We start from the raw sequence: 25,026 nt of genomic DNA on the forward strand, positions 1-25,026 counted from the left end.
ACACTACGGCACCGCCATCAACTGGAACGAGTTCCACACACCAGTCAGATACCCCAACACCACACTCTGACCAACACACAACCAAACCCACACACAGAACCTAAAACAACGCGTTTAGTTCCTATAGGCCTATTTCATGCATCTATCGTTCAGGACAACTGTCTGGCCACCCAGTCGACGATGTAGGGCGCAGTGTGCTCGATCTGATCGATGGCCACCTCGAACTCATGGGGGCCGCCATACCAAGGGTCAACCAGGTCGATTTGGCTCTCCCGTCCCGGTGCCGGCTTGGGCAGGTCCGGGTCGAAGCTGCGGTACAGGTGAACAGCGGATCGCTTGCCGGAGGGCAGCAGACGGAGAAGGGCTCGCATATGGTCGGCCGTCATGGGCAGCAGCAGGTCGGCATCTTCGGCCTCCTCCCGGGTGATCCGGTGGGCGAAGTGGTCAGCCGGCACCTCATAGCCCCGCTCGCGCAGAACTTTCTGAGCACGTCGATCTATGGGGTTGCCGAACTCCTCGTCACTGACTCCGCTGGATTCCACCCTGACCTGATCCTCATCCAGTCCGCGATCTTGGAAGAACTTGCGCAGGATGACCTCAGCCATGGGCGACCGGCAGATGTTGCCGGTGCAGACGGTTATGACGTTGTAGGGACCCCGTGAGGCCTTTCCTTCAGAATCCTGGCCCATCAACGCACCTTCCCATAGGTGATGTACCGGAACCGCGGGATGGCAGCCGCCTGGTCTGGTTTGGCAGGGTTCATCCACTGGCTCTCGTCGCGCACCTGCCAGAACCGCTTGCTGACCAGCTCCTCCATATCGGGCACAAAGACATCAGCTGGAGTCCGCAGATCCAGGTCGGTCACATAGGCGGCATCAGCCAGCGGAAAGAAGGTGCTGAAGACCCCTGCGCCGCCGATGACCCAGATTTCGCTGCGATCCATCCCATCGTCGGGAATGGCTTCCTGCCTGGCCAGCTCCAGAGCATCGTCAGCCGCAGATACCACCGTGGCGCCTGGTGCCCGAAACCCTGGATCACTGGACAGAACGATGTTGTCCCTCTTGGGCAGGGGCCGCTCCCCCATGGAGACCCAGGTCCGCCTCCCCATGATGACAGGATGGGATACGGTCAGTTCCTTGAAGTGCCGCATATCCTCGCTCAGATGCCAAGGCAGCGCATTGTGGTAACCGATGGCGCCACGCCGACCGTCAGTGGCCTGCGCCTGCGCCCAAATCATATTGACCGATGAGCGGCGGCCTATCTCTTCTTCCTGATGCCGCCAATCCTCATCGCCTAGAAGCCCGGCCTGACCGGGCTCGGGTTCGTGATAGCCGCTTCGACTATTGTCATGCTCCATCTGTTGCGTTCACTCCTCATAGTGAGTAGATATACCAGAACATTCTAATCTTCGGATTCGACGGTGCCCGTATTCGGCTCAGCGCACCATCAGACAGCCACTGGGGCCTTGATGGCGGGGTGGCATTGATAGTCCACCACCTCGAAGTCTTCGTACTGATAGGAGAAGATGGAATCGGCCTTGCGTATGCGCATGGTCGGATAAGGATAGGGTTTGCGCGACAGCTGCTCCAGAACCTGCTCCACATGATTGTCGTAGATATGGCAGTCGCCGCCGGTCCAGACGAACTCCCCCGGCTCAAGATCAGCCTGCTGGGCCATCATCAGGGTCAGCAGGGCATAGGAGGCGATGTTGAAAGGCACCCCCAGGAACATGTCACAAGAGCGCTGGTAGAGCTGGCAGCTCAGCCTCCCATCGGCCACATAGAACTGGAAGAGCGCATGGCAGGGTGGCAGAGCCATGCTGTCAATCTGGGCTGGATTCCAAGCAGTGACGATCATTCGACGGGAGTCCGGATGGGTTCGTATCAGATCCAGCACCTTGGCGATCTGGTCGATGGTGTGATGGGGGTCCTCTGGCGTCGGTGCGGGCCAGCTGCGCCACTGGACCCCATAAACCGGGCCCAGATCCCCGGTTTCCGGGTCGGCCCATTCGTCCCAAATATGCACGCGATTCTCCTGTAGCCAGCGCACATTCTGCGACCCCTTCAGGAACCAAAGCAGCTCGTAAGCAATGCCACGGAAGAAGACCTTCTTGGTGGTGATCAGGGGGAAGGAATGCGACAGGTCGAAGCGCATCTGCTGCCCGAACAGAGATATGGTTCCGGTGCCCGTCCTGTCGGACTTCAAAGTGCCCCCGCGCAGGATGGTGCGCACCAAGTCCTCGTAGGGAGTGGGAATGTCCGAGTCGGGACGATCAGGGATACGTGTACGAATACGCTGCAGTTCTTCGGGAGTCAAGGCCATGCGGCCATACTATCAAGTCCTCGGTCAGCTGAGCGCGCCCCGGTGACGAATCGCACAGTCCGGGTTAGATTGGAGGAACAGGTCCGGCCACAGGGTCGGATCCGGATGACGCACCCGGCTGGGTGTGGACAAGGAGGAACAGATGGGCAAGAGACTTTGGGTCGAACGCGACAAGGATGGCACCTGGAACGCCTATGGCGACAATGGGGCCCACATCAGCTTCGGCAAGGGCGAGGATCAGTTCAACCCCGGCGATCTGATGAAGATCGCTCTGGCCGCCTGCGGAGCCCTCTCCAGCCAATTCGCCGTGGAGAGCGCCCTGGGCAAGGGCAAGGGGGCGAAAATCGTAGTGGACGGCACCTATGACTCCGACGACGACGCCTACCTGAGCTTCGACGAACAGGTGGATGTCGATGCCACCTCGGCCAGGCTGGCCCAGGAGGATGCGGACAAGCTGGAGGAACGGATCCGCCGCCATATTGCCAAGTCCTGCACCGTAGCGCATACCTATCAGCGGGAGACCCCGGTCAGGGTCTCCGTCAAAGTTCGCCACTGATCTGACGGCGATAAAGGAGCGGGGATCCCCAGGTTCATTGAACTTCGGAAATCCCCGCTCTTCGTCGATGTTGCCGTTGAATCGACCGCCTTACTCCTTATGCTCGGGATCGATGGTCGACTCCAGATCAGCCAGCTGCTCGGGCTTGGCCAAATCCACAGAGATCTGCTCCACTCCGGTGATATCGGCCACATCCTTGCTTTCAGCCGCGTCGGCTGCGGCTTTGAGACCGGACTCCTCGGCCTCCACGTACTTGCGCGGCACCACGTAAACGGGGCTGACCGCATGCTGCAGGAGACCCTGGCTGGTAGATCCCAGCAGGAGCCCGGTGAAGCCACCACGGCCACGCGAGCCGACTACTACCACGTCATGGGTCTTGCTGGCCTGAGTCAAGGCTTCTACGGCAGACCCTGGCACTACGGTCTTGTTGATGCGCAGATCCGGGTAAGTCTTCATAAGCGGAGCGATTCTGGTATTGAGGTCATCCAGATAGGAGTCCATGACGCTGCGCTCCTCAGCCGAACCTGTGCCAGTCAGTCCGGAGATGTTCGGCACTGCGGACATAACATCAAGTTCAGCATTCCAGCTATCGGCGAAGGCCGCGGCGATCTGCAGTGCCTTAAGACCCCACTTGGACTCGTCGGAACCCACGGCAACACGCTTGATATCGTTGCTCAGATGCATCAGATTGCCATCGTCGTCGGTGTAGGGAACGACCACGATAGGGCAGTAGGCATAGGCAGGCAGGCTGGAGCTGGTGGTCCCCAGCAGACGCTCAGCCAGGCCGCCCTTGCCACGGTTGCCGATGACTATCAGCCGGTAATTGCGGCTTAGCTCTACGAAAACCGACGAAGGATCCCCTGTCACAATCAGCGTGGCTGCCCCCACACCCTGCTCATCGGCGATTGCTTTGGCCTTGGAGAGTATCTCCTGGGCATCGTTGTGAGCCGCTACGTCGTCTCCCATGGTGGTATAGGTCGCATCGAAGGAAACGGCCGCATACGAGGGAAGTGAATAGGCGCAGACGATTTGCAGGGTCAACCCTGCATGCTTAGCGTAGTTGGCGGCCCACCACGCCGCCTTGTAGCTGGCGTCCGAGCCATCGACGCCTACCAGAACAGCCTTGTCGTTGCTCATCCGACGACCTCCTTTAAACTTGGCGATGACAAACCGACACCGCTCTTTCTGTCAGAATATCGCATGCAGACCTGATCAATAAGTTGGCAAGGGCCAACACGCGAGGAACTTCAACTCTGAATATGCAAAACGCCCCCGTAGGGGCGTTAAGTCTGCATAAAACTCTGCCTCAGACCAGACGGCGATAGTTGAAGGTCTGGTAGACAGCCTGAACCTTGACGCTCTGGCCGGGGGACGGGGCGTGGATCATGCGTCCGCCGCCAACGTAGATTCCCACATGGCTGCCATCTGGGGCCACCATCAGGTCGCCAGGGGCTGGATCCGTAACCGGCACGCCAGTCGAACCCTGGGCAGCGGCTATGCGGGGCAGACCGATGCCGAAGTGGGCGAACACATACTGGGTGAATCCAGAGCAGTCGAAGCCCGTGGCGGGATCGGTCCCTCCAAACACATAAGGAATCCCCTGGAACTGAAGGGCGTAGTTGACCACATCTGCACCCGTTCCGGAGACCGGCACATCGGTAACTGTGTTGGGGGTGCTGGCACGAGCAGACGAACGACTGACCTGCTGTGCGGACTGACGCCGACTGGCTGCAGCCTGAGCCTGTTCCTGAGCCTGCTGGGCTCTGGCTTCAGCATCTTTCTCGGCTTGAGACTTAGTGGCAGGAACGTTCAAAGACTCGATACCACCCCAGCTGCTGTCCTTTTCGACGGTGGTAGCCGTCGACTCAGTCAGCAGGTCGGCACGAACCTTGCTGCCAGGAGTGAATGAACGCGACGAAGTGACTGCGGCTTCACTGCCGTCACTGGCCTGGGCCACGGCGGGTATACCGATGGAAAGCATGCCACTGATTGTGGCCGCTGCCATCATGCTCACATACTTGCGTGTTTTTTTCATCGGGCACAATTCTATCACGTATTGGGAACAAGAACCAAGTACAAGAGGACACGATCCGCGCAGTCAAGGATCAGTAGTGGATGTAGTTCAAAGCGTGCACATTGGACAAGGTGCGAGAGTAAGTCTTTCCGTTCATGATGGCACCACACTCGGAGGTGACGATGGAACCGTCGGGATTGATTTTCTCGACGATGGCCACATGGCCATAAGTGGGATCCGAACCTTCCTGGCCGGCCTGGAAGACCACGATATCGCCGACATTGCGTGGCGTGTTGTCCACCCAATAGCCCAGGGAGCGAGCAGAACCGGACCAATCCTTGGCATTGCCCATGTGTGAACCCACCGGCAGACCCAGCTGGTGACGACGGACATAGGCCCACCAGGTGCACTGGCTGAACTCGTAGGCATTGCCCGCATCTCCAGTGACATGGTTGGGATTGAATCCTGCCGGCAGCACTGATCGGTTGGCATCCATCAGCACAGCCACGACCGGATTGTTGGCCGGGGATTTGGACATCTGTCCGGCATCGGGTTCGGATTCGCCCAGCTCCCAGCTGCCCTCGTTGCGTTGTGAAGCCGTTGCCAGGGGCTGACGGTAATCAGAACGAGAGACCCTTGCGCCACCATTTGCTCCAGAGGAGCCAGCGGAGGATGAGGGAGTAACCAAATTGATGGCGACACTGTCGGCCAAGGGAAGGGACCAGTCGCCCCGAGCCTGGCTGACAGCCATGGAGGAAGCGGCAGCACCAACCAGGACGGTCAGAGCAGAACCGGTCATGATATGAGAGCGACGAGCTGAGGCCTTGGCCGCTAGACGGATGGAACGACGGGTCCGAGGGGCTACCTCGTTGAGCTTGGCTGTCAAGGCACCATCAAGACCCTCAATGCCTGCTGCCTGGGTTATGCCCGACGATCGGCCAGTCGACCGACTGCCGACACCTGCGCCCCGCCTGGCCGAAGCCCTGTGCGCAGCATGCTTCATCTAGAATCACTCCCGTTTATGTTCCGACGCGACTTTCGTGCCGTACCACGAACCATCACAAGGGAACACCATAACGCAAACGAAGACCCGGGCCAAATGACCTGAATCGTCCATACTGGTGTACTCAAGCATGGCTTCGGTGGTCGCTCATCTTCGACAACCACGGAATACGCTAGGATTATACGGACATATGGCGGACATGAGCAAACCCGCATGCGTGCCGTCCGCCACGGCGTGTCCCACAGTTTTGACCCCTGCATTGTCCACCCTAAGCGAACCGCACTCATACGAGGTCAGACCGGAGTGGAGGCCAGGAGGAAAGATCCGCCGGCATCGTTGGAATCTTGGGGCATGGTGATGTCGACACGGCCATCCTCGGAGGGAATAAAGAGTGCCCGCCCCTGGTCCAGTACACAGGACTGTTCAGCGGCCGTGCAACGGATCCGGCCATCAGTACAGACGATGATGCGTGGTCCACGGCGGGGAATCATCAGGTGGCGCGGCCCCAGACGCTCTATCAGATCCCCGTAGCGCTGCTGAAGCCTATTGAGTAGGGGCCAAGTGGCTCCACCCTCCTCCACGTGCCCGTAGACAAGCATGTATTCATTGATCTTGGGCCGGTAGGTCACCATATTGTGCATGATCAGGGTGGCGATCATGGAGCTTGATGGGTCAATGGGGACCGAAGGCTGGCAGTCCAGACTGTGCAGGAGGTTGGGAATGTCCCGATGCTTAGGTGTCATGCCGGCCCTGAGCACATTGTCGGAGTTGGTCATGATCTCTGCCGCGGTGCCGTGGATGTATGCGTGAGGGGTCCCGGCCGGGATATAGACCGAATCGCCCTCCTCCAGGTCCACAGGGTTGAGCATAAGCAAGCAGAGCACAGCGGGGTCATCCGGAAAGGCTCGAGCGGCACACAGGGCATGGTCCAGCACAGATCCCGCCCGCTTGGATCGCAGCCGCCCAGCAGCAGCCTCCAAGGCTTCCTCCAGACCTCGGGCCGCCTCTGGTTCAGCAGTAACAGCGGCGTGGAAGGCCCGGAAAATACGTCGGCGGGAGTCCGGCCAGATCAGAGAGGAGACCGGCATCATGGCATCAGCCGCGGCAAAGCGGGCCGGGGGAACCCCCAGGTGGAAGGTGCGGGCGGTCAACGCCTCGGTCATCAGCTCGGCCAGAGGGTGGTCCACGGCGCGTAGGAGAGTCAGCTGCGTAGAGATGGTCGCGAAGCCTACACAGGCCTGGAAGGGCTCCAAGGCCACCACCATCTCGTTCTTGGCCAGACTGTCGTGAAAGGAGCGGCTGGGATCGTCGTCAGGTACCCCCAGGGCATTCTCACGGTTGAAACCGGCACGGGCCTCGAAATCCAGGGGATGCACCTGCAAAGACAGAGGAATGCGGGCCGAGATGATCTTGAACAGGTAGGGCAGGGTGGGGCCGAAGAGGCGGGAGTCCCGCTCCCCTAGCATGGCCATGGGATTGCGGCGAATGGCCACAGTCAGAGGCAGCAGCGAGCCATCGGGCAGGGTCAGGGGCGAGGGGGATTCGGTGTGTCCGCTGAACCACATCTCCGCCAAGGTGTCCCCCTGGCGTTCGTCTGACTCATGCAGATGGAACATGCGCTGCAGTCGGTCATGTGAGCCCCAGGCGTAGTGCTTCTCCACAGCTTGGATCGGATACACGCACTCCCCTTTCCACGGGAAATCCCTCCATGGGCCGGTGCATACGAACCCACCAATCCCCGTCATGATAAGACAAGGGCCAAGGCCTGGGCAAGGCGCGGGGGTCGCCGCATGTCATCGCGAACGGTACAGTAGGGGTATGAAGCTGGCTCCCATTTTCGACCCGGCCGCCCGCAGACCATCGCCTCGGCCCGTGCAGGTGGACCTGCGACGCATCTTCCTGCTCGGCACTGTTGCATGGATTCTGGCGCTGGTTGTGGTAGGCATTCTGGCCTTGACTGGAATGACGATCACCAAGCCTTTGATTGTCTGCCTGTCCGGGGTTGGGGTGGGCATCCTGCTGATGATCTGGGAGCATTTCAATCGCTGGGATTATCGCCGTCTTGCCCAGCAACCGGATCCTGAGCCAGAGGAAGCATCAGCGTAAAGGTGCTCCCCTCTCCCGGCGCACTCCACACAGTGACCGAGCCATGGTGGGTCAGGGCCACATGCTTAACGATTGCCAGCCCTAGGCCGATGCCCACAGCAGTTTCCTCGTTCTGATTGTCGGCGCGGTAGAAGCGCTCAAAGATCCTGCCCTGGTCGGCCTTGGATATGCCTCGGCCGTGATCGACCACTCTGATTTTTGCGTAGTGCCCATCCTTGGAGGCCTGAGCCGCCAGGGAGACGGTAGAGCCTGAAGGCGAATAGGAGATAGCGTTCTCCACCAGCTTGGCCAGAGCCACTCTGATCTGTTGCCCGTCGCCATGAATCGTCAGCGGCTGGTCGCATCGCCATCGCAGGGTCACATGGGCCTGATCCGCTCCATTCTGCTCATCCTGCACCACTGCCCTTATCTGCTCAGCCACGTCAAGCACGTTCTCCCTGCTGGGCTTGATCCGCTCCTGAGCCCGGATCAGCAAAAGAAGATCCTTGAGCACGTGCCCCAGATAGGCGCTGTAGCGCTGGACCGAAGAGGCATCCTTGGAAACGCTACGCAGGTGACTGCGAAGAAGCTCTGGGTCATCCCCTTCCAGATGGGAGGTGGTTTTGAGCTGTGCCGCCAGCTCCTCCAGGGCCTGGACCGGCTTGAGCATCTGCTCGGATACATTGGTCATGAAAGCGTCCCTGGTCCGAACAAACCTGACCGAATCGCTCACATCATCGATAAGCACCACCACCAAGGACTGGTCGATGCGCCCTAGCGTGACCTTGAGCCAGTTCCTTCTGGAAACCGCCTGGGCCTGAACATGGGTCTCGTCCCCAGGATCCTCGGCCTCGTCAATATCCCAATTATCGGATTCAGTGCTCTCAGCTGTGACATCCAAAGCGAATTCGGTAGGCGTTCGCGTGATCAGATTAAAGCTGCGTCGACCGCCCGAACGCCGTACCTGCACGATGGCCTCGATGATCTTCGGATTGGAGATCTCGTCGTTGCTGACGATTCCCAGCCTGTAGGCATCCGGGCTGGAGCGAACAACCTCGCCATCGCCATCGACCACAACCGTGGCGGCGGGGATGAGTGCCAGCAAGGCCTGGGTCGAGCCCTCCAAAGCCTCGCCATCGGCCTGTTCACCATCCTTGCTCCGGTTGCCCATAAGGCTGCGTAGGCGGTTCATGAACCGTCTCATAAGGACTTCCCTCCAGTCCGGCGCCGACCCCGGACACTGCGACATCAACCAAGTCTCGTCGGCCGTTCCGGCTTTATTCTCGCATATCCGACATTGATTGCCGCTCCAATGGCCCGACATTGTTCGGAGATGGCTTTTTCTTGCCACCCTGGTCACATAGACTGTAGTCATATCGTTGACCGAGGCCGAAAGGGAAGAACAATGCGCGTGATTTTCAACGAGGAGCTGGGGCTGGTGGCCGACGATCTCGATCGGATGGCTGCCAAGGTTCGCGATGCCATCAAAAAAGCCGGACGATCCCTGATGGACTGCGACGTAGAGACGGCCCAGGAAGTCATCGACGGGGATGCCGATATAGACAACCTCCAAGCCAGCATCATCGATCAATGCATCAGGCTCCTGGCCAAGCAGAGCCCTGTGGCCACTGATCTACGGGTGGTGGTCTCCACGCTGAGCCTGTCAGCAACCTTTGAACGTATGGGGGACCTGGCCAGGCACATTGCTGAGACTGCAAGGCGCTCTTACCCCGAACCGACCCTGCCTGCCGAGGTCATCCCCCTGTTCAAACAGATGCAGGACTTTCTGGATGTCATGGCAGACCGTCTGGTCGAGATGCTCTCCGACAGGGACACGACCATAGCCGAGCAGATCATTGTCAGCGATGACCAGATGGACAGGCTCCACCAACAGACATTCGGCTATGCCCTCTCAGACGACTGGAAGGGAACCAGGCAGCAGTTAATCGACCTGGTCTTGGTGGCACGATTTATGGAGCGTCTGGGAGACCATGGCGTCTCGGCAGCCCGGCGCGTGGTCTACATCGTCTCAGGCTTCGACCCTTCCAAGGATCCCAAGGATCTCGACCTCGATCTGGACTGACCGGACAACAAAGAGGCGGCCCGTCACCTGACAGCTGGTCGGGTGGCGGGCCGTTCCTCTTCTACGTAACGGTATTGAACCCAGATTCGCCTACTTTACAGAGCCGCGCACTACTCCGGAGATGACCCACCGCTGAGAAAATATATAGACGATCAACAAGGGAGCCATAGCCATCAGATAGGAAGCAAAGGCCACGGTGTAGTTGGTGTTGTATTGTCCCTGGAATACGTATTGGGCCAAAGGCAGAGTCCTGGCACCGGGGTCAGTAAGCACCACCAGAGGCATGATGAAGTCGTTCCATGCCCATACGCAGGTAAGTATTCCCACGGTTGCATTCATCGGCATCAAAAGCGGGAAAATAATCTGCCAGAACACCCTCCAGGTCGATGCCCCATCAACCCGGGCGGCCTCTTCCAGCTCCATGGGGATGGAATGCAAGTAAGTCGTGTACAGAAAGATGTTCATCGAGAACCCGTATAACGTATACAGCACAATCAGTCCTGCCTGATTATCAAGACCAAGCAATCCCGTTTCCTTGACGACCGGGAGCATCACGATAGGGAATGGAATGAACATGGCTGCCAAGAAGTAGTAATAAGCAATCTTAAAGAAGGGCCTGTGCATGTTCCGGGCTAGTGCGTAGGCCAAGACCGAACTGGTCAACAGAGTCAGCACAACTGAGCACACCGTAATCATGGCCGTGTTCATAAGCGCTCTGGGAAAATTGGTCCGGGCCCAGGCCTCTGCAAAATTGCCCCAATGCACTGGATTAGGCCATTCAAAGCCTGTCCCTTTAGCCAGCTGTTCAGGACTCTTAAGCGCGACCGCCACTGCAAAATACAGCGGTACAAGAACAGTTAATGAGCATACTGCCACCAGGGCTGTCAACCACCAATTGACCCTATGGAGACGCCTTCCATGACCTTGTTGTGTATGTGGATTCATGCCTGAAGGCTTTGTCGGAATGGCATTCATAACTTGACTGGAGGTCATAGCGCTTAATCCTCCTTCGGATTAAGGTAACGAAGCTGTATAACTGAAAGAGCCGTAATGATAAGGAAGAGAATGGCTGCATCGGCAGACTGGTAGGCGAATTCGCCGCCTGTAAATCCACCTTGATAAATCTGCAGAGTCACCGATTCAGTAGCCATTCCTGGCCCACCATCGGTCAAGGCCACTATCTGATCGAAGGCCTGCATGAAGTTCTTGATATTGAGCACCACGTTTATGGTCACGTAACCCATGATCAAAGGCAAAGTGATGGATTTGAACGCCTTGAACCCTGTGGCTCCGTCGAGCGAAGCCGCCTCATAGATATCGGCAGGAATAGTCTGTAGGCCAGCAAGATAAATGATGATCGCAAAAGCGCAAGCCTGCCATACCGTCACGATAACGATAGGCACCCAGGCCCAGTGCTCATTGGTCAGGATATTGTCCCTGAGCAGAGGAACCGCTGAGAAGATCTTCGGCACTGACTTGGAAAAGAAGAATTGGAAGACATACCCGATGATCAGCATGGACAGCACATAAGGAATGAAGAAGATGCCCCTGAACAGATTCCTGGCCTTGATCCTGGCATTCAAAGCCAGGGCGATCGCCAAGGAAATGACATTGGTCAGGATTGTAGCTACCAGTGAAAAGAAGATGGTGAACAAGTATGAGTGGAGAACCCTGTCATCCCCAAAGAGATTGACGTAGTTCGACAAGCCCACCATGTGCCATTTTCCGTAACCGGCATAGTTGGTGAAGCTGAAGAAGATACCTGCCAGCATGGGAATGGTGTGGAAGATAGCAAAAAGGATGATAAAAGGCCATACCATCCAGTAATAAGTGGCTTCAGCAAATCGACGATGCTTGTGAGTGCCCGCAGCCACTGTTGTCTGTGTCGTAGTCATGCGTTTGCCTCCGATCACTCGATGGTCCTGGCTGCAACCTTGCCCCACTCTTTGTCGAGTGTGGTGAGGGCCGAATCCAGGTCGCCGTCCAGCATTGCTTTGTTCAATATCGGGTTGTAGCTGATGCTGGAGGGTATCTGGTGATCCGCATATCCCTGGATCCTGCCAGAATCTATCCAGTATTTGGCCGGCTTCATGGCCGGATTCTCGTCAACAGGAATTGACGAGAGTGAAGGAATGAGCTGCTGCGACTTTACAAAGCGACGTTGAACCTCGTCCGAGTACAGATAGTTGATAAAGGCCATGGATTCCTTCTTGTGCTTGGGATGCGCACCCATGGTGATCGCCACATCTCCACCAGAGACGAGAATGGCCTTGTCGGCCTCGTCCGTCGGATATGGGAAGAAGCCTATATGCATTTTGGGGTTGATCTGCAGGACCGGCGCCATAGACCAGTTCCCCGCCAAGAGCATGGCTCCCTCACCCCGTGCGAAAGCGGAAGTTCCGTCCTCATAGGTCATGGTTCTCACGTCTTTGGTCGAGTGCTGATAAATCCAATAGAGCCGTTCCATCAGTGGTTTAAAGTTTTTCTGGAAAGAAACGGGCGAATCCGGCCCTACCTTTTTACCTTCAGCACGCATTTTGTCCCAGAACCCGTTGCTGTCGTAGTAAGGAGCCAGACCATCGAAAGGCGTTGAAACACGATTGGGGTCGCCCAATGTGCCAATGAAAGGGGCAACGCCGTCAGCTTCCAGAGTGGCAACTGCCTGCTCAAGATCCTTCCAGGTCTTGGGCACCTTGATGCCATGCTGCTTGAACAAATCAATGTTATAAGTGATGCCGCATACGTTGCCGGCATAAGGCACAATATTTATCTGCTTGCCATCTCGTCCCAACCCATTGATCACGGATTGCATGACCGGGCGGATCCTATGGCTTATAGGCGTGTTGCTGAAGTCATAAAATACCCCTGCCTTGGCCATCTTTCCCATGCTTCCGTTGGGATTCAGCGCTATGACATCAGGCGTGCGATCTTTGACCAGAAGAGCCCTCAAGGCTGTGTCGGCTGAAGAGACCTGATTCTGTACCACTTTGATGTTCGGATGCAGTCTCTCAAAATCCGCGATAATTCTGGAGTAGTCTTCTACCGCCTCTGGTTTGGTCTGGAAGAAGCTGAGCGTCGTCACATTGGCGCCTCCGGATCCACCGCATGCCGACAGAGGTGCCAGAGCCGCGGCAGTAAGAACTGCCGCAAGCACGCGCACAAATTTGTTTTTCGTCATCTTCATTGACGTTTCTCCTCTGCCCCGTTCAAGCCGCCACGCTGCAATAAGACGGCTCGACCTGTGGTTAGACCAGCCGAAATGGAATATATAGAAACCATCATTGGCATTCCGACCAGCTGATGTAAACGTTAGCACGCAAGTTATCGCCCTGCAAGTTCTTTAATAGCCAGTCATTCAGTCAATTTTCTGTATATTAGCTTTAACCCGCGCTTATAGACCCAGTTCAAAAAACAAGTGTCTCTTGTAAAGAATAAATATATGATGTATACGTATCCATTATTTGAGCAGCCGTGATAAGATTTTGCAGGCAAAAGCCCCAAGGAAAACAGGAGGGCATTGTGGGTGCATCCATTCAAGACGTTGCAGATCGTGCCGGGGTTTCAATAGCAACGGTGTCCCGTACTTTTACCCTCCCCGACAAGGTTCTCCCGCGGACAAGGGAAAAAGTCCTTAAAGTCGCACAAGACCTGGACTACACCATTTCACGATCTGCTTCAGCATTGAAATCGGGCAAGTCGGCACGAATCGCCTTCCTGACTGGCGGAGAATTGGACTCCTGGTATGACTCGCATGTTCTGGCTGGCCTCAATTCCGTCCTCCATGACGCAGGGTATGACATCGCTCTATACGCCGTTTCAGATGAGCAGGAACGCCATGCATTCTTTTCGGATATGTCCATTAAACGGAATGCTGATGCCGTGCTTGTGGTATCTTTCCAAATACCCTGCACAGAGGCCGACAAATTAGCCACGACAGGCATCCCGCTTATCGGGATCAACACTGAGCCAATTTCTGAATTTTCGGCAACCATAGGCATAGATGAAACCAGTTGCATGGAATTGGTCATCAACCATCTGGTCAACCTTGGGCATCGCAAAATCGCCTATGTCTGTCTGGACCCAGAGACTGAACATTTCAAATGGAACGGTCAGGCGCGTCTGCAGGCATTTCGCTCTATATGCTCCAAACTAGGAGATCGGGTGAACCCCACAGTAGTATACGCTCCCAAGGACGATACCCGAGCGGACTTCGCCCTATCCCAGTTGGTCAGGTTGGACCAGCACCCAACAGCCATAATCTGCATGAATGATGAATACGCCCTTCCTCTGCTTTTCTGCATGCAGCGTTCGGGATACACAATCCCCCGAGACGTATCGGTTGCAGGTTTCGACGATTCGACTTACGCTCATGAAATCGGGTTGACCACTATTCATCAGGATCCCTACGAGATGGGAAAGTCATCCGCTCAGACGCTTCTCAAATTGCTAGAGGGCGAAAACCCTGACATGAACATGCAAATTCAGCCATCCTTCCTGGCCGTGCGCAATACAACCGCCCCTCCAGAACACTGACACTCAGCCGCCATATCAAAAGTTGAGTTTTCATAGGACCAGTGCTCACAATTCCAATCCATCCGAAACACATGATGCGGCAGCTGGTTCATAAGGTCTTTGGCCTTTGCTGATGTATACGTTATCATGTGCTTAGAAGCATGGATATAACCATGTGGACTCCATGACCATGGATGGGCCATCGAGCATGCTGTGAAGCGATACCCGCGTCCCACAAACTTGCTGAAAGGAGCAGTTGATGCCGTCGCCAACCTCGGATCAACAAGAAAATAAAACGGAGAAAACCTTGATGGGATTCAATGCGAAAGGTGCCGCTGGCAATCGTGCTAGCTTCTTTGCCGCAGCAGGCCTCGAATGGCCTGACGACATGGTCATGGAATACGATCTTGGCAGATACACTGATTATCCTTTCAGTGTCGATATATCCAACAATCGCCTTTTGGCCGCCCTAGACAGAACTGGACAGGTACGACGCGCAGTTGTAGCAATAGGACGCGAGGACGTGCGAGGCAAGACCATTCCTGGTGTCTACGTGTACAAGAAGCTGGCTTTCTGCCAAGGACACATTGGAATGCAGATTAATTGCATGAACCGTCAATGTCCATCACCTGCGCTCAGTTTCATCGACGATCTCATACCTGTCTTCGATGCCTCGATAGGCAATCTGCACAGCCAGACCATCGTCTTCGTGCCCCAAGAAGGCGCCAGCAGACCTTTGTGCCTTATTCAGCTTTGCCAGCTCGCCAATCGGGGGACCACGCCTTTAGACGTAAACGTATCGATTTTGTCGTCAACACGGGGCAAGGATGGGACAGTTGCTCTGCCCTTGAAATTCAATCTTTTGAGCGAATCAGACAGCCCTATCACAAGCGGCACATCCAAGACTATGCTCAGGCTTGATCCAGGAGAAAGTCGGAGCGTGGCCAGTGTCTTCGATTTTTCAGAGCAAGAGGATGGCCTTCAGATATTTAACACCATTCATGGATGCCGGACAGCTCTGAAAGCGACCTTGAAAGCCCGTAAGGGCAGCTTGGGCAAGGTCCAGATTCCGGAAGACCCATGGTACGGTGATCTCATCACCCGGTCGGCTGAACTAGCCCGACAAAGTCTTCTCCTGCAAGCAGACGGCAAGGCAGCTGGTTCATTCTGGGGATCCAACGCCAATCCACTCCCCGACGTATGGACCAGAGACTTCGGCTACTGCGCCATGGGGCTGGTCGACAGCAATCCTGACCTGGCCAATCCCATGATCGAATTTCTTGCGCAGTATGGCATTCCTGACCAGGCTTGGGAACGCGAGGCCCGAATGCATCCAGAAGCAAGCGGATTCGAACACTCCTTAGGCAATTCCTGTCTCGCCGTAGTTCTGGCTTCTATGTTGGTTCACCGGCATGGCCGCACAGCATTCGCTGTGAACCAAAAAATATTCGCCCAATACGTCCGTAGGCTGGCCGCCAATCTTATCGCTGAACGACCTGAGCAAGGGCAGCTTTATGAGACTCTTTACATTTCGGACGGGCCGTCACGCGGCGACTACCATACCGGGTCCAACATACTAGCCTGGAAGGCAGCCACGGTCATGGCCGAGGACTTTTCGGATCTTCTGGATGCCGATCAGACGAGACAGCTGAAACAGATCGCTGAAGAACTTCACCAGTCGCTTGGTCAGAAATGCGTCCGCAGCATTGATGGCAAGCCCATGTATGTGGAAGGAACCAACAGGGATGGGAGCATCATCGGCGTCCATGACGGAGAGGAAAGCGACCTGACACTGGCCTCCGTTTACGGATTCACCAGCCGTGACGACGAACTCATCCGCAATCACGCCAGATGGGCCCACAGCACCAGAGACCCGTATTATGCGCCGATCACAGGAGGGATCGACTTCTGGGATTTTGACGACAGCAACGGAATTACCTATCCTGGCCATATCCATGGGCTCTGCAGGGCAAATACGCGGGAAGAACTCAAAGATGCCCTGCTTGAGCTCCGCAGAACCACTGATCTGGATGGATCCTTCTGGTGGTGGCCATTCGAGCATGCTGAGCAGGAACCCACCAAGGTCAAACGAGGTCTGGGCAAGTGCGGCTGGTGCGCGGGTGAGTTTGTCAGTTTCTTCCTGCATGACATCATGGGAGTCGAACGCGATCAAGAGGCACGAAGCATCAGAATCGCTCCTTATACGCCCTGGCGTCATTTCAGCTGGAAAGGACTGGCCTTCTGTGGTGGTCAGGTGGACTTCGAGCAAGTAGACGACACACTTCACTTCACCAACAGGACCGATGAGACCCTGCATGCCTATTTGCAAATCTCCATGCAGCCGGACACAATGTTGGAAGATGTGACACTCAATGGTCAAAGTAGACGATACCAAGCCAGCGTCATCCATCTTCACGATGGATCCGCAGTCGGCGTAGAGGAAGAGGTCGAGCCCGGACAAAGTGTCGCCTTGACCATCCGGACCAGATAGGCAGCAAGATTATCAGGGGTGAGAGCATCGTTTTTTGCTCTCACCCCCGGCTCAAAAGGCATCAGGAATATGAAAGGTGGCGCCCACCACAAAAGTAGAGGGCACCACCTCTAATGACTTTGGACACTCTGCGCCCAAAGTCCGATTCACATCATCGGATAAATTATCTATAGAATTTCACTTCTGGCCCTGGGCCGCCACAGCAGCGGCACCGGCGGCGGCTGCCTCCGGATCCAGATACTCGCCACGAGGCTTGATGGGCTTGAAGTTCTCATCAAGCTCGTAGACCAGAGGAATGGCCGTGGGAATGTTGACCTTGGCAATCTCATCCTCAGTCAGGTTGTCGAGCATCTTGACGATGGCCCTCAGCGAGTTGCCGTGAGCGGCAATCAGAACGGTCTTGCCAGTCTTGAGCTCCGGGACAATGTCGCTCTCCCAGTAAGGGGTGACGCGCTTGACCACGTTGGCCAGTGCCTCGGCGCGAGGCACTGGGGCTCCGGCATACCGGGGATCATGGGACTGCGAATATTCGTCGTCAGGGTCGATCTCGGGCGGCGGGGTGGCATAGGAGCGGCGCCAGAGCATGAACTTCTCGTCACCGTACTTCTCACGGATCTCAGTCTTGTTCTTGCCCTGCAATGCTCCGTAGTGACGCTCGTTCAGCCTCCAGTCGCGCTTGACGGGGATCCAAAGGCGGTCAGCCTCATCCAAGGCGATGTTGGCGGTGTTGATGGCGCGGCGCAGCAGCGAGGTGAAGACGATGTCCGGCAGAACACCCTTATCCTTGAGCAGCTTGCCGCCCTTGCGGGCCTCCTGCTCGCCCTGCTCGGTCAGCGGGACGTCCACCCAGCCGGTGAACTGATTGGTGTTGTTCCATGCGCTCTGGCCGTGCCTGAGCAATACTAGTTTGTAGGTCATACTGAAAATTCTAAGACCTGAGAGGGACTGTTTCGCGGACCTACAGCTCCCCCTATAGAACAGTCTCTTAAAGCAGGCAGACACCCAGCCAGCAGAACCCTGTCAGCAGATCCGTATAGCCCGAGAGCGCGAATGCCCTGCTGAAGCGATTCCGACAGCTGGCCACAGTAGTGGCAATGGCCAGCGCCACGACAGGCAACAGGCAGAGCAGGCGCGGCCAGACGTCCGCAAAGGAGCCGTCAGACAGGGACCATGACTCGACCGCACCCAGGGTCACAGCCAGGGCATAGCAGGACCCCATCAGAATCAGTGTGCCTTTGGCTCCGATGAATGAAGACAGCGTGTACTTGCCGGCCAGCGGGTCTGCATCAATGTCTCGATAGTTGTTGATCTCCAGAACTGGAATGCAGATAAGACCGCCGACCAAGGCACCGATAAACCCGTGACGGTCGATACCGCCAGTCTCCAGGTACTGGGTGGCCAGCACGCCCACCAGGCCGAAGAAGATCATGATGCTCAGCTCACCCATGGCTCTATAGCCATAAGGATGTTTGCCTCCCGTGTAAAACCAGGCTCCCAGCAGACAGAAGATGCCGATTAGGATCATCCACCAGTGGCCAGTAACCCAGCAGAGGATCAGACCGGACAGGCAGGCCATAAATATATTGAGATAGGCGGAAAGCAGGACCTTGCGAGGCTCCACGCCACCGGCCACGCCTCTTCTGGGCAGATCAGGCACCGAACCGTCGGCACCGGCGCTGGAGAGGCTGCTCCGGCCCTCGTCGGTACCCCTGATTCCGTCAAAGTAGTCATTGGCAAGATTACAGGTGCTGTGAATGAACACAGCCGTCAGACAGCATAAAAGAGCGATTAGCCAGAAACGAACATCTGGCCCCAGCCCTTGGTTGAACAGCTGCCTGAGAGCCACCGCCGTGCCAATCAGAACCGGCGTGGGTGAGCAGAGCAATGCCGAGGGTCGCAACGCGTCCTTGTATTCCCGAAGTGTGATGAACATAATTGCCTGATTATCCACCAAATCGCTTGAAGGTCGGACTGCTCTCTTATGAGAGTATCAAGATTTTCATAGCTGCAGGAGCAGGCCCGCCGACCAACACAGGGCGGAGACCAGGGTGCCTTTACCCGCCATGCCAAAAGCCTTGGGCACCTGGCCACGAGCAAAGTCTCGACAGATCAGCAGAAAGACAACGGCCACTGGCAGGAGGATCAGCACAAGAGGGAAACCGGGCAGGCCATGTCGCATGACAGCAGGAACGAACTGAATCAGGCCCAGAATCAGGCTCAGGATGTAGACCAGGTAAATGGAGATCGCCGCTGCGCGCGCCCCCACAAGAACTGCATATGTGTGCTTGCCGGCAAGGCGGTCGTCGTCCAGGTCACGGTAATTGTTGAGCATGAGCAGGCCCACGGCATTGAGCCCGCATGCGCAGGCACCCAGGATGCCGGCGGCATCGACCCTATTAATAAGGAAGTACTCGGTACCCAGGGTGGCCACCAGACCGAAGAAGATGAAGACGCTGACCTCGCCCAGCCCGTGGTAGCCATATGGGTGCGGGCCGCCCACGTAACACCAGCCAGCGATCAGGCAGCAGACCCCGACCAGGATCATCCACCAGTGACCGGTCAGTGCCATGACGGCCAGACCCATCAAGCAGGTGAAGGCCGCCGAGATCATGGTGGCGTAAAGCACCTTCCTGGGCGGCACTCCGGCAGCCACAAGACGTCTGGGTCTGCCGGAGGTGGCCTCCTCGCCGCCACGGCCGGAATCAGTGCCGCGAACACCATCGGCATAGTCATTGGCGAAGTTGGCTGCGATCTGCATAGACAGGGCAAGCAGGACCAGCAAGACCACGATCAAGGCCAGTCGTCCCGGTGTGGCCGCTTTCAGGGCAGGGTCGACAGGCGTGGGCGAGCAGGAACTGGTGCACTGTTCCAAGAGCCGTGACCGCTCCAAGAGTGCAGCCGAAGCGCCCACGCAGACAGGTGCCACCGAGGCAGGCAGCGTCCGGGGACGCATGCCATCCATCCACAGCCTGATATTCATGACCGTCCCTCCCCTCTTATCATTTCAGACCAGCGGCTTGACCAGGGGGAAGGTGATGGTCTCGCGGATGGATGCACCGGTAAGGGCGATCAACAGACGATCGATGCCCATGCCCATGCCACCAGCCGGAGGCATGCCTACACCCAAGGCCTCCAGGAAGTCCTCGTCAATGTCCATGGCCTCGACATCGCCGCGGCTTGCCATCTTGGCCTGCTCGACGAACCGCTGCCGCTGGACCACCGGATCATTGAGCTCGGAGTAGCCCGTGGCCAGCTCGAACCCGCGAACGTAGAGGTCCCACTTCTCAACAACGCCCGGCTTGGTGCGGTGGGCCTTGACCAGGGGCGAGGTCTCGACCGGGAAATCACGAACAAAGGTCGGCTCATACAGCTTGTCCTGCCAGAAGTGCTCCCAGAGGTGTTCGACCAGCTTGCCGTGGTTTTCGGCCGGCTCCTCCTCCAGACCCAGCCTGTCAGCGATGGTCCGCAGATGGTCCACGCTGGTTTGCGGGGTGATCTCCTCGCCCAAGGACTCGGAAAGCGACTCATACATGCTGATCTGGCGCCAATCACCGCCGAAGTCATACTGGCTGCCATCCTGCAGGGTCACCTTCAACGATCCAGCCGTGGCCATGGCCGCCTTCTGGATCAGTTCCTTGGTCAGTTCCCCGATGGTGTCATAGGTGCCGTAGGCCTGATAGGCCTCCAGCATGGTGAACTCCGGGGCATGGGTGGCATCCACGCCCTCATTGCGGAAGTCGCGATTGATCTCGAAGACCCGCTCAATGCCGCCCACCAGGCAACGCTTGAGGAAGAGCTCAGGGGCGATGCGTAGGTAAAGGTCGATGTCGAAGGCGTTCATATGCGTCGTGAACGGCCGGGCCGCAGCGCCGCCATGCACGGTCTGAAGCATGGGCGTCTCGACCTCCATGAAGTCGTGGTCCTCGAAGGTGCGCCTCAGCGAGGAGACGGCCTTTGAACGGCGGCGGACCATGGCCCGCACATCCTCATCGGCGATCATGGCCAGGTAGGGCTTGCGGGTGCGCTGCTCCTCACTCAGTTCCTTATGCAGGGCTGGCAGTGGCTGCAGGGCCTTGGCCGCGATGTTCCACTCAGTGGCGAAGACGGAGAGCTCTCCGGTCTTGGAGGCAACCACGCGGCCGCGCAGGTAGAGGTGGTCGCCCAAGTCGACCAGCTGCTTGAATCGCTTCAGAGAATCAGCACCTATCTCACGCTTGGAGATCATGCCCTGGATGCGGGTGCCGTCGCCCGCCGCCAGCTGGACGAAGCAAAGACCGCCGCCGTTGCGCAGGAAAAGGACTCGGCCGGCGATGCCAACTACATCCTCGGTCTCCTGACCCGGCTCAAGGCGGTCCTGATACTTGCGGCGCACATCCTCGATGCGGTCAGTCACATCCAGATGGACCGGGTAGGGTTCGATGCCCTCCTTGAGCATGAGCGCCCTCTTGGCCACACGCATGCGCACCTGTTCGGGATGGCCTTCAGCGCCGTCCGTCAGGTTGCCGGGATCGATGGCGTCATCCAACTGGGCGCCCTGATCAATCTTCTCCGTGATGGCCATATCCTGCTCGAGCAGTGCCTGAGCGCGCTCGACCGTCGTCAGACGAGGGGTTTCTTCCGATGAGTCATTCATAAATCGCTATTTTACGCATGAGCCGGTACTTGGCCCTTGTACCGCCGAGCGGCAAGCAGTTGGGGCTCCGCGCCGCGCAGTCGATGGCGTTTGGCCGACGGTACGTGTACTATATAGAACGTTGTCACGGGGTATAGCGCAGCTTGGTAGCGCGCTTCGTTCGGGACGAAGAGGCCGGGGGTTCAAATCCCCCTACCCCGACAATTATTCCGGTCTCTATGGGCCGGAATTTCTGTTTCTCGCAGCTGTTAGATGCCAATGCATATGTTAACAAGAGCTCCGCGCTTGTTTCCTAAACATTGTTGACGATCCTTATCCGCATTGTCCAGCGTTTATATTTGAACCGACCGTTTTCATCGATTACATAATCGATGGCTGCGCTAGTTTTTGCGTTTATTATTCTGGTTTCGATAGCGTTTGGAAACGATCCGAACTCGTGTTGCACATAAAGTAAATACGTTCTTCAGAAGTAGTCCTTTTCAAGGCAATAACACTAGATGTGACCTAGGTGACATCCCCGACTGAAATCCATCAAAAGCCATCAGTCTAGACTGGTGATAGTAGCAACTAGGACGTTAGGGCTCCACGAGGAACCCGTACCTTCAGATACCCTGACAGCAAGGGAGCCAAATGAGCCAGGACCAGATACCGATCACAGGCAGCAAGCAGAAAGAGCCTCAACAGTCCTACATGCAACCGGACGGCAGCTTCGACACCCAAGCTTTCCTGGACGGACTGGATGCCATCTTCAACGCCGGCAAGGCCCGCGATCAGGCCGAACCATACTTGCAGCAGGCGCTGGTGGATGCGGAGAATGCAGGAGACGATGCCGGACTGCTGGCCGTGCTCAACGAAACCATGGGCTTCTACCGGTCCCAGGGTCGCCACCAAGAAAATATGTGGATGATTCAGCGGGCCATAGAGCTGGCCTCACGAATGCGCATCGAAGGGTCCGAGGCCTGGACGACCACCCTGATCAATGCGGCCACAGGTCTGCGGGCAGCCAAAAAGTACGACCAGGCTGAGGACCTCTACCGTCAGGCGCTTGCTTCTGCAGCCAAGACCCTTGGGCCCAAGGACCGGCGGCTGGCGGCCCTGCACAACAACCTGTCCATGCTCTACAGCGAAACCGACCGGCCCGACCAGGCCGAGCAGGAGCTGCGCCAGGCCATGGACATACTGGAAAATTCCAGCACCGATCCTTCCCGGGATCTGGACCTGGCCTCCACCCACACCAATCTGGCCCTCCTGCTCATGCAGCGCAACGACAATCCGCAGGCTCTGCAAGAAGCTTGGGACCAGGCTCGCACAGCCTTGGACATCTATCGAACCGGCCATCTGGAGAACAGTGCACACTATGCCTCGGCCCTTGCAGGCTTTGCCCAGGTCTGCTATATGACCGGCCGCTTCAGGCAGTCGGCAGACACCTACCGCAAGGCCCTAGCCATCATTGAGGACCGGTACGGCAAAGGCAGCGACTACTACCAGATCACCAAGGCCAATCTGGACCAGGCCCAAGCCGCTGCTGAGAAAAACGCGGACGAGGACCAACCCGATCAGACTGACGAAATAGCACCCAACCAGCCGAAGATCAGCTCAATCCAAACCTCAACCAGGAATCAGAACGATGACAACGATCAACATGACTCCCGCTCGGATATTCAAGGGCTGAGCCTGGCCAGGGCTTATTGGGAACAGGTGGGCCGCCCCATGCTGGAGGACCGTTATCCCCAGTATCGCAACCGGATCGCCGTGGGCCTGATGGGCCATGGATCGGACTGCTACGGCTTTGACGATGTCATCTCCCGGGATCACGATTTCGGCCCCGGCTTCTGCCTGTGGTTGACCAGCGAGGATTACCAGACCATCGGCGACCAGCTGCAGAAGGACTATGAGGCCTTACCTACTGAGTTCATGGGATTCGGTTCGCGGACCGACAGCGTCAGGGCAAAGGGAGCCAACCGCCGCGTGGGCGTCTTCGAGATCGGCGCCTTCTTCGAATCTCTGACCGGCTACCGGCAGGCGCCCCCGGAAGATCACCCCCACGAGTGGCTGCTCCTTGACGAGGCCACGCTGGCGGCAGCCACTAATGGCAAGATTTTCGCGGATCCTCTGGGACAGATGCTGGCCACCCGGCAGGGGTTCAAGGCCATGCCCGACGATGTGCGCCTCTGTCTGATCTCCCGCCGGCTGGGCATGATCGCCCAGGCGGGCCAGTACAACCTGCCGCGGAGTCTGCATCGGGGCGATGGGGCCGCAGCTATGCTGTCGATTAACGAATTCGTCAAAGCCTGCGCCTCACTGATCTTCCTGATCAACAATCCACTGACAGTCGGTTATTTGCCCTATTACAAGTGGACATTCGCGGCCCTTCGCCGACTGAGCGGACGAATGGCTACCAGGCTGGCTGACCTGACCGAGCAGCTGGAGGACATCCTGCGCCTGGCTTCGGCTGCCTGCTACGGGGGGCAAGGCTTTGGCGAAGGCGGCAAGGGAGCTCGGCCAGCTGTCGAACGCATTACCAAGCTTGTGGAATCCATCTGCGCAAGAATCGTAGAAGAGCTGCAAGCGGAAGGCTTGACCAACAGCCCGGAAACCTTCCTGGAATGGCAGCGCCCCTATGTCGAGGCCCACATTTCCAGCGACGATCCGGTTCTGCACAGCATCTGAAAGGAGCCAAGGATGGCTAACGACGAGCAATGTCAGGATGAGGAATCCCTGCGCGAGCGGATCGTCCGCCACGAATGGGAGCAGTTCCAGCAGGTCAACAACGAGGGTGGTCCGGCCAACTGTCAGGGCAACTGGCCCATGTTCCACCAGATGCGCCTGAGCCAGTTTCTGACCTGGCCACACCCCCTGCTGACCAGCTATGCGGACGACCTGGATCAGGCCGACAAGGTGGGACGCAACCTGCTGACCGAGAAGTACGGGCGGATGATGGAGTCCACAGCCCCGGACCAGTACCACAGCAGCATCGCCCCCTACCTGCCCAGGCTGGGTCTGGATCGCCAGGAGCGCCAGGAGCGCATCATCGACAGACAGGTGGCCTGGGCCAAGGACTTCCGCGAGCGCTACCCCCGTCTAGGTCAGGAGATGCGAGTCCTGCGCACCAGTGAAGACACTCCGGAGGCCACCTCCTTCGAAACCTATCTGCGTGGCGAACTGGGCACCTATTCGGCCAGGACGCTGGATCTCTACCAATCCATGGTGGACCAGATCGAGGCCCGGGGCGGCAACCTGACCGAGGAAACCATCCTGGCCACGGTGCAGATGAACGGCTTTGAAACCCTCGACGAAGCCGAACAGGCCCAGAACTGACCACCTGAA

General features: G+C 57.3%; 22 protein-coding genes and 1 tRNA gene. 8 read left to right on the forward strand and 15 right to left on the reverse strand.

Annotated elements, in window-relative coordinates; genetic code table 11:
• Nucleotides 1-149: 149 nt before the first annotated feature.
• The 3 genes from DKK74_RS06335 to DKK74_RS06345 all read right to left on the reverse strand — a co-directional run bounded on the left by DKK74_RS06335 (nt 150) and on the right by DKK74_RS06345 (nt 2,322).
• Nucleotides 150-689, reverse strand: coding sequence for a low molecular weight protein-tyrosine-phosphatase (locus DKK74_RS06335; protein ID WP_110413324.1), 540 nt, complete (start codon nt 687-689; stop codon nt 150-152).
• Nucleotides 689-1,357, reverse strand: a complete 669-nt coding sequence (locus DKK74_RS06340; RefSeq protein WP_110413325.1) for a dihydrofolate reductase — start codon at nt 1,355-1,357, stop codon at nt 689-691. The genes DKK74_RS06335 and DKK74_RS06340 overlap by 1 nt, the downstream gene beginning before the upstream one ends.
• A gap of 89 nt (nt 1,358-1,446) precedes the next feature.
• Nucleotides 1,447-2,322, reverse strand: coding sequence for a thymidylate synthase (locus DKK74_RS06345; protein WP_110413326.1), 876 nt, complete (start codon nt 2,320-2,322; stop codon nt 1,447-1,449).
• A gap of 142 nt (nt 2,323-2,464) precedes the next feature.
• Between DKK74_RS06345 and DKK74_RS06350 the strand changes: the two genes are divergently transcribed.
• Nucleotides 2,465-2,878, forward strand: a complete 414-nt coding sequence (locus DKK74_RS06350) for an OsmC family protein (RefSeq protein WP_110413327.1) — start codon at nt 2,465-2,467, stop codon at nt 2,876-2,878.
• Between the two features lie 90 nt (nt 2,879-2,968).
• Here DKK74_RS06350 and DKK74_RS06355 read toward each other — a convergent pair whose 3' ends face one another.
• The 4 genes from DKK74_RS06355 to manA form a co-directional block, all read right to left on the reverse strand.
• Nucleotides 2,969-4,015 carry a universal stress protein gene (locus DKK74_RS06355; protein WP_110413328.1) on the reverse strand — a complete coding sequence of 349 codons (1,047 nt, stop codon included), beginning with the start codon at nt 4,013-4,015 and terminating at the stop codon, nt 2,969-2,971.
• A gap of 169 nt (nt 4,016-4,184) precedes the next feature.
• Entirely contained in the window at nt 4,185-4,913 is a 729-nt protein-coding gene (locus DKK74_RS06360; protein WP_110413329.1) for a C40 family peptidase, read from the reverse strand.
• Nucleotides 4,914-4,983: 70 nt separating this feature from the next.
• Entirely contained in the window at nt 4,984-5,895 is a 912-nt protein-coding gene (locus DKK74_RS06365; RefSeq protein WP_110413330.1) for a CHAP domain-containing protein, read from the reverse strand.
• A gap of 293 nt (nt 5,896-6,188) precedes the next feature.
• A complete protein-coding gene (gene manA, locus DKK74_RS06370) occupies nt 6,189-7,574 on the reverse strand; it encodes a mannose-6-phosphate isomerase, class I (protein ID WP_110413331.1) in 1,386 nt (461 codons plus the stop codon).
• A gap of 139 nt (nt 7,575-7,713) precedes the next feature.
• Here manA and DKK74_RS06375 point away from each other — a divergent pair, with 139 nt between their 5' ends.
• A complete protein-coding gene (locus DKK74_RS06375; protein ID WP_110413332.1) occupies nt 7,714-8,001 on the forward strand; it encodes a DUF2530 domain-containing protein in 288 nt (95 codons plus the stop codon).
• Here the strand turns inward: DKK74_RS06375 and DKK74_RS06380 are convergent.
• Entirely contained in the window at nt 7,934-9,184 is a 1,251-nt protein-coding gene (locus DKK74_RS06380) for a sensor histidine kinase (protein ID WP_258334483.1), read from the reverse strand. The genes DKK74_RS06375 and DKK74_RS06380 overlap by 68 nt on opposite strands.
• Before the next feature lie 201 nt (nt 9,185-9,385).
• On the opposite strand from DKK74_RS06380, the gene phoU reads away from it, so the two are divergent.
• Nucleotides 9,386-10,063 carry a phosphate signaling complex protein PhoU gene (gene phoU, locus DKK74_RS06385; RefSeq protein ID WP_110413333.1) on the forward strand — a complete coding sequence of 226 codons (678 nt, stop codon included), beginning with the start codon at nt 9,386-9,388 and terminating at the stop codon, nt 10,061-10,063.
• A gap of 90 nt (nt 10,064-10,153) precedes the next feature.
• On the opposite strand, the gene DKK74_RS06390 is transcribed toward phoU, so the two are convergent.
• Genes DKK74_RS06390 through DKK74_RS06400 form a run of 3 tightly spaced genes read right to left on the reverse strand, consistent with a single transcriptional unit; the run spans nt 10,154 to nt 13,247 of the window.
• Nucleotides 10,154-11,008, reverse strand: coding sequence for a carbohydrate ABC transporter permease (locus tag DKK74_RS06390; protein WP_211120958.1), 855 nt, complete (start codon nt 11,006-11,008; stop codon nt 10,154-10,156).
• 53 nt (nt 11,009-11,061) lie between these two features.
• Entirely contained in the window at nt 11,062-11,958 is an 897-nt protein-coding gene (locus DKK74_RS06395) for a carbohydrate ABC transporter permease (protein ID WP_110413661.1), read from the reverse strand.
• A gap of 14 nt (nt 11,959-11,972) precedes the next feature.
• The gene (locus DKK74_RS06400) at nt 11,973-13,247 is read right to left on the reverse strand and encodes an ABC transporter substrate-binding protein (protein ID WP_110413334.1); all 1,275 of its coding nucleotides are present in this window, start codon (nt 13,245-13,247) and stop codon (nt 11,973-11,975) included.
• Between the two features lie 335 nt (nt 13,248-13,582).
• Between DKK74_RS06400 and DKK74_RS06405 the strand changes: the two genes are divergently transcribed.
• Nucleotides 13,583-14,596 (forward strand): LacI family DNA-binding transcriptional regulator, encoded by a 1,014-nt coding sequence (locus DKK74_RS06405; protein ID WP_181414948.1) that lies wholly within the window; start codon nt 13,583-13,585, stop codon nt 14,594-14,596.
• A 919-nt stretch (nt 14,597-15,515) separates the two neighbouring features.
• On the forward strand, nt 15,516-17,066 hold the full coding sequence (locus DKK74_RS06410; RefSeq protein WP_146210555.1) for a hypothetical protein: 1,551 nt from the start codon (nt 15,516-15,518) through the stop codon (nt 17,064-17,066).
• 177 nt (nt 17,067-17,243) lie between these two features.
• On the opposite strand, the gene DKK74_RS06415 is transcribed toward DKK74_RS06410, so the two are convergent.
• From DKK74_RS06415 to lysS, 4 genes are all read right to left on the reverse strand, one after another.
• Nucleotides 17,244-17,984, reverse strand: coding sequence for a phosphoglyceromutase (locus DKK74_RS06415; protein ID WP_024626731.1), 741 nt, complete (start codon nt 17,982-17,984; stop codon nt 17,244-17,246).
• Nucleotides 17,985-18,051: 67 nt separating this feature from the next.
• Nucleotides 18,052-18,999, reverse strand: coding sequence for a 1,4-dihydroxy-2-naphthoate octaprenyltransferase (menA, locus tag DKK74_RS06420; RefSeq protein ID WP_110413337.1), 948 nt, complete (start codon nt 18,997-18,999; stop codon nt 18,052-18,054).
• A 66-nt stretch (nt 19,000-19,065) separates the two neighbouring features.
• Nucleotides 19,066-20,046 (reverse strand): 1,4-dihydroxy-2-naphthoate octaprenyltransferase, encoded by a 981-nt coding sequence (gene menA, locus DKK74_RS06425; RefSeq protein ID WP_110413338.1) that lies wholly within the window; start codon nt 20,044-20,046, stop codon nt 19,066-19,068.
• Nucleotides 20,047-20,070: 24 nt separating this feature from the next.
• Nucleotides 20,071-21,699 carry a lysine--tRNA ligase gene (lysS, locus tag DKK74_RS06430; RefSeq protein WP_110413339.1) on the reverse strand — a complete coding sequence of 543 codons (1,629 nt, stop codon included), beginning with the start codon at nt 21,697-21,699 and terminating at the stop codon, nt 20,071-20,073.
• Between the two features lie 127 nt (nt 21,700-21,826).
• Between lysS and DKK74_RS06435 the strand changes: the two genes are divergently transcribed.
• The 3 genes from DKK74_RS06435 to DKK74_RS06445 all read left to right on the forward strand — a co-directional run bounded on the left by DKK74_RS06435 (nt 21,827) and on the right by DKK74_RS06445 (nt 25,017).
• Nucleotides 21,827-21,900 (forward strand) — tRNA-Pro (locus tag DKK74_RS06435).
• A gap of 489 nt (nt 21,901-22,389) precedes the next feature.
• Nucleotides 22,390-24,369: a DUF4037 domain-containing protein gene (locus DKK74_RS06440; RefSeq protein ID WP_258334502.1), complete on the forward strand. Its 1,980-nt coding sequence runs from the start codon at nt 22,390-22,392 to the stop codon at nt 24,367-24,369.
• 12 nt (nt 24,370-24,381) lie between these two features.
• Entirely contained in the window at nt 24,382-25,017 is a 636-nt protein-coding gene (locus DKK74_RS06445; RefSeq protein WP_110413341.1) for a DUF4125 family protein, read from the forward strand.
• The last annotated feature ends 9 nt before the right edge of the window (nt 25,018-25,026 follow it).

This window comes from Bifidobacterium asteroides (assembly GCF_003202755.1).
Classification (GTDB): Bacteria; Actinomycetota; Actinomycetes; order Actinomycetales; family Bifidobacteriaceae; genus Bombiscardovia; species Bombiscardovia asteroides_F.

What these genes read in the sequence shown, in the direction of transcription:
- DKK74_RS06445 (WP_110413341.1), top strand. Translation starts at nt 24,382, where the DNA reads ATGGCTAACGACGAGCAATGTCAGGATGAGGAATCCCTGCGCGAGCGG.
- lysS (WP_110413339.1), bottom strand. Translation starts at nt 21,699, where the DNA reads ATGAATGACTCATCGGAAGAAACCCCTCGTCTGACGACGGTCGAGCGC.
- DKK74_RS06380 (WP_258334483.1), bottom strand. Translation starts at nt 9,184, where the DNA reads ATGAGACGGTTCATGAACCGCCTACGCAGCCTTATGGGCAACCGGAGC.
- DKK74_RS06335 (WP_110413324.1), bottom strand. Translation starts at nt 689, where the DNA reads ATGGGCCAGGATTCTGAAGGAAAGGCCTCACGGGGTCCCTACAACGTC.
- DKK74_RS06375 (WP_110413332.1), top strand. Translation starts at nt 7,714, where the DNA reads ATGAAGCTGGCTCCCATTTTCGACCCGGCCGCCCGCAGACCATCGCCT.
- DKK74_RS06400 (WP_110413334.1), bottom strand. Translation starts at nt 13,247, where the DNA reads ATGAAGATGACGAAAAACAAATTTGTGCGCGTGCTTGCGGCAGTTCTT.
- DKK74_RS06350 (WP_110413327.1), top strand. Translation starts at nt 2,465, where the DNA reads ATGGGCAAGAGACTTTGGGTCGAACGCGACAAGGATGGCACCTGGAAC.
- DKK74_RS06340 (WP_110413325.1), bottom strand. Translation starts at nt 1,357, where the DNA reads ATGGAGCATGACAATAGTCGAAGCGGCTATCACGAACCCGAGCCCGGT.
- DKK74_RS06360 (WP_110413329.1), bottom strand. Translation starts at nt 4,913, where the DNA reads ATGAAAAAAACACGCAAGTATGTGAGCATGATGGCAGCGGCCACAATC.
- DKK74_RS06415 (WP_024626731.1), bottom strand. Translation starts at nt 17,984, where the DNA reads ATGACCTACAAACTAGTATTGCTCAGGCACGGCCAGAGCGCATGGAAC.
- DKK74_RS06395 (WP_110413661.1), bottom strand. Translation starts at nt 11,958, where the DNA reads ATGACTACGACACAGACAACAGTGGCTGCGGGCACTCACAAGCATCGT.
- phoU (WP_110413333.1), top strand. Translation starts at nt 9,386, where the DNA reads ATGCGCGTGATTTTCAACGAGGAGCTGGGGCTGGTGGCCGACGATCTC.
- DKK74_RS06440 (WP_258334502.1), top strand. Translation starts at nt 22,390, where the DNA reads ATGCAACCGGACGGCAGCTTCGACACCCAAGCTTTCCTGGACGGACTG.
- menA (WP_110413337.1), bottom strand. Translation starts at nt 18,999, where the DNA reads ATGTTCATCACACTTCGGGAATACAAGGACGCGTTGCGACCCTCGGCA.
- DKK74_RS06390 (WP_211120958.1), bottom strand. Translation starts at nt 11,008, where the DNA reads ATGAATCCACATACACAACAAGGTCATGGAAGGCGTCTCCATAGGGTC.
- DKK74_RS06365 (WP_110413330.1), bottom strand. Translation starts at nt 5,895, where the DNA reads ATGAAGCATGCTGCGCACAGGGCTTCGGCCAGGCGGGGCGCAGGTGTC.
- menA (WP_110413338.1), bottom strand. Translation starts at nt 20,046, where the DNA reads ATGAATATCAGGCTGTGGATGGATGGCATGCGTCCCCGGACGCTGCCT.
- DKK74_RS06355 (WP_110413328.1), bottom strand. Translation starts at nt 4,015, where the DNA reads ATGAGCAACGACAAGGCTGTTCTGGTAGGCGTCGATGGCTCGGACGCC.
- DKK74_RS06345 (WP_110413326.1), bottom strand. Translation starts at nt 2,322, where the DNA reads ATGGCCTTGACTCCCGAAGAACTGCAGCGTATTCGTACACGTATCCCT.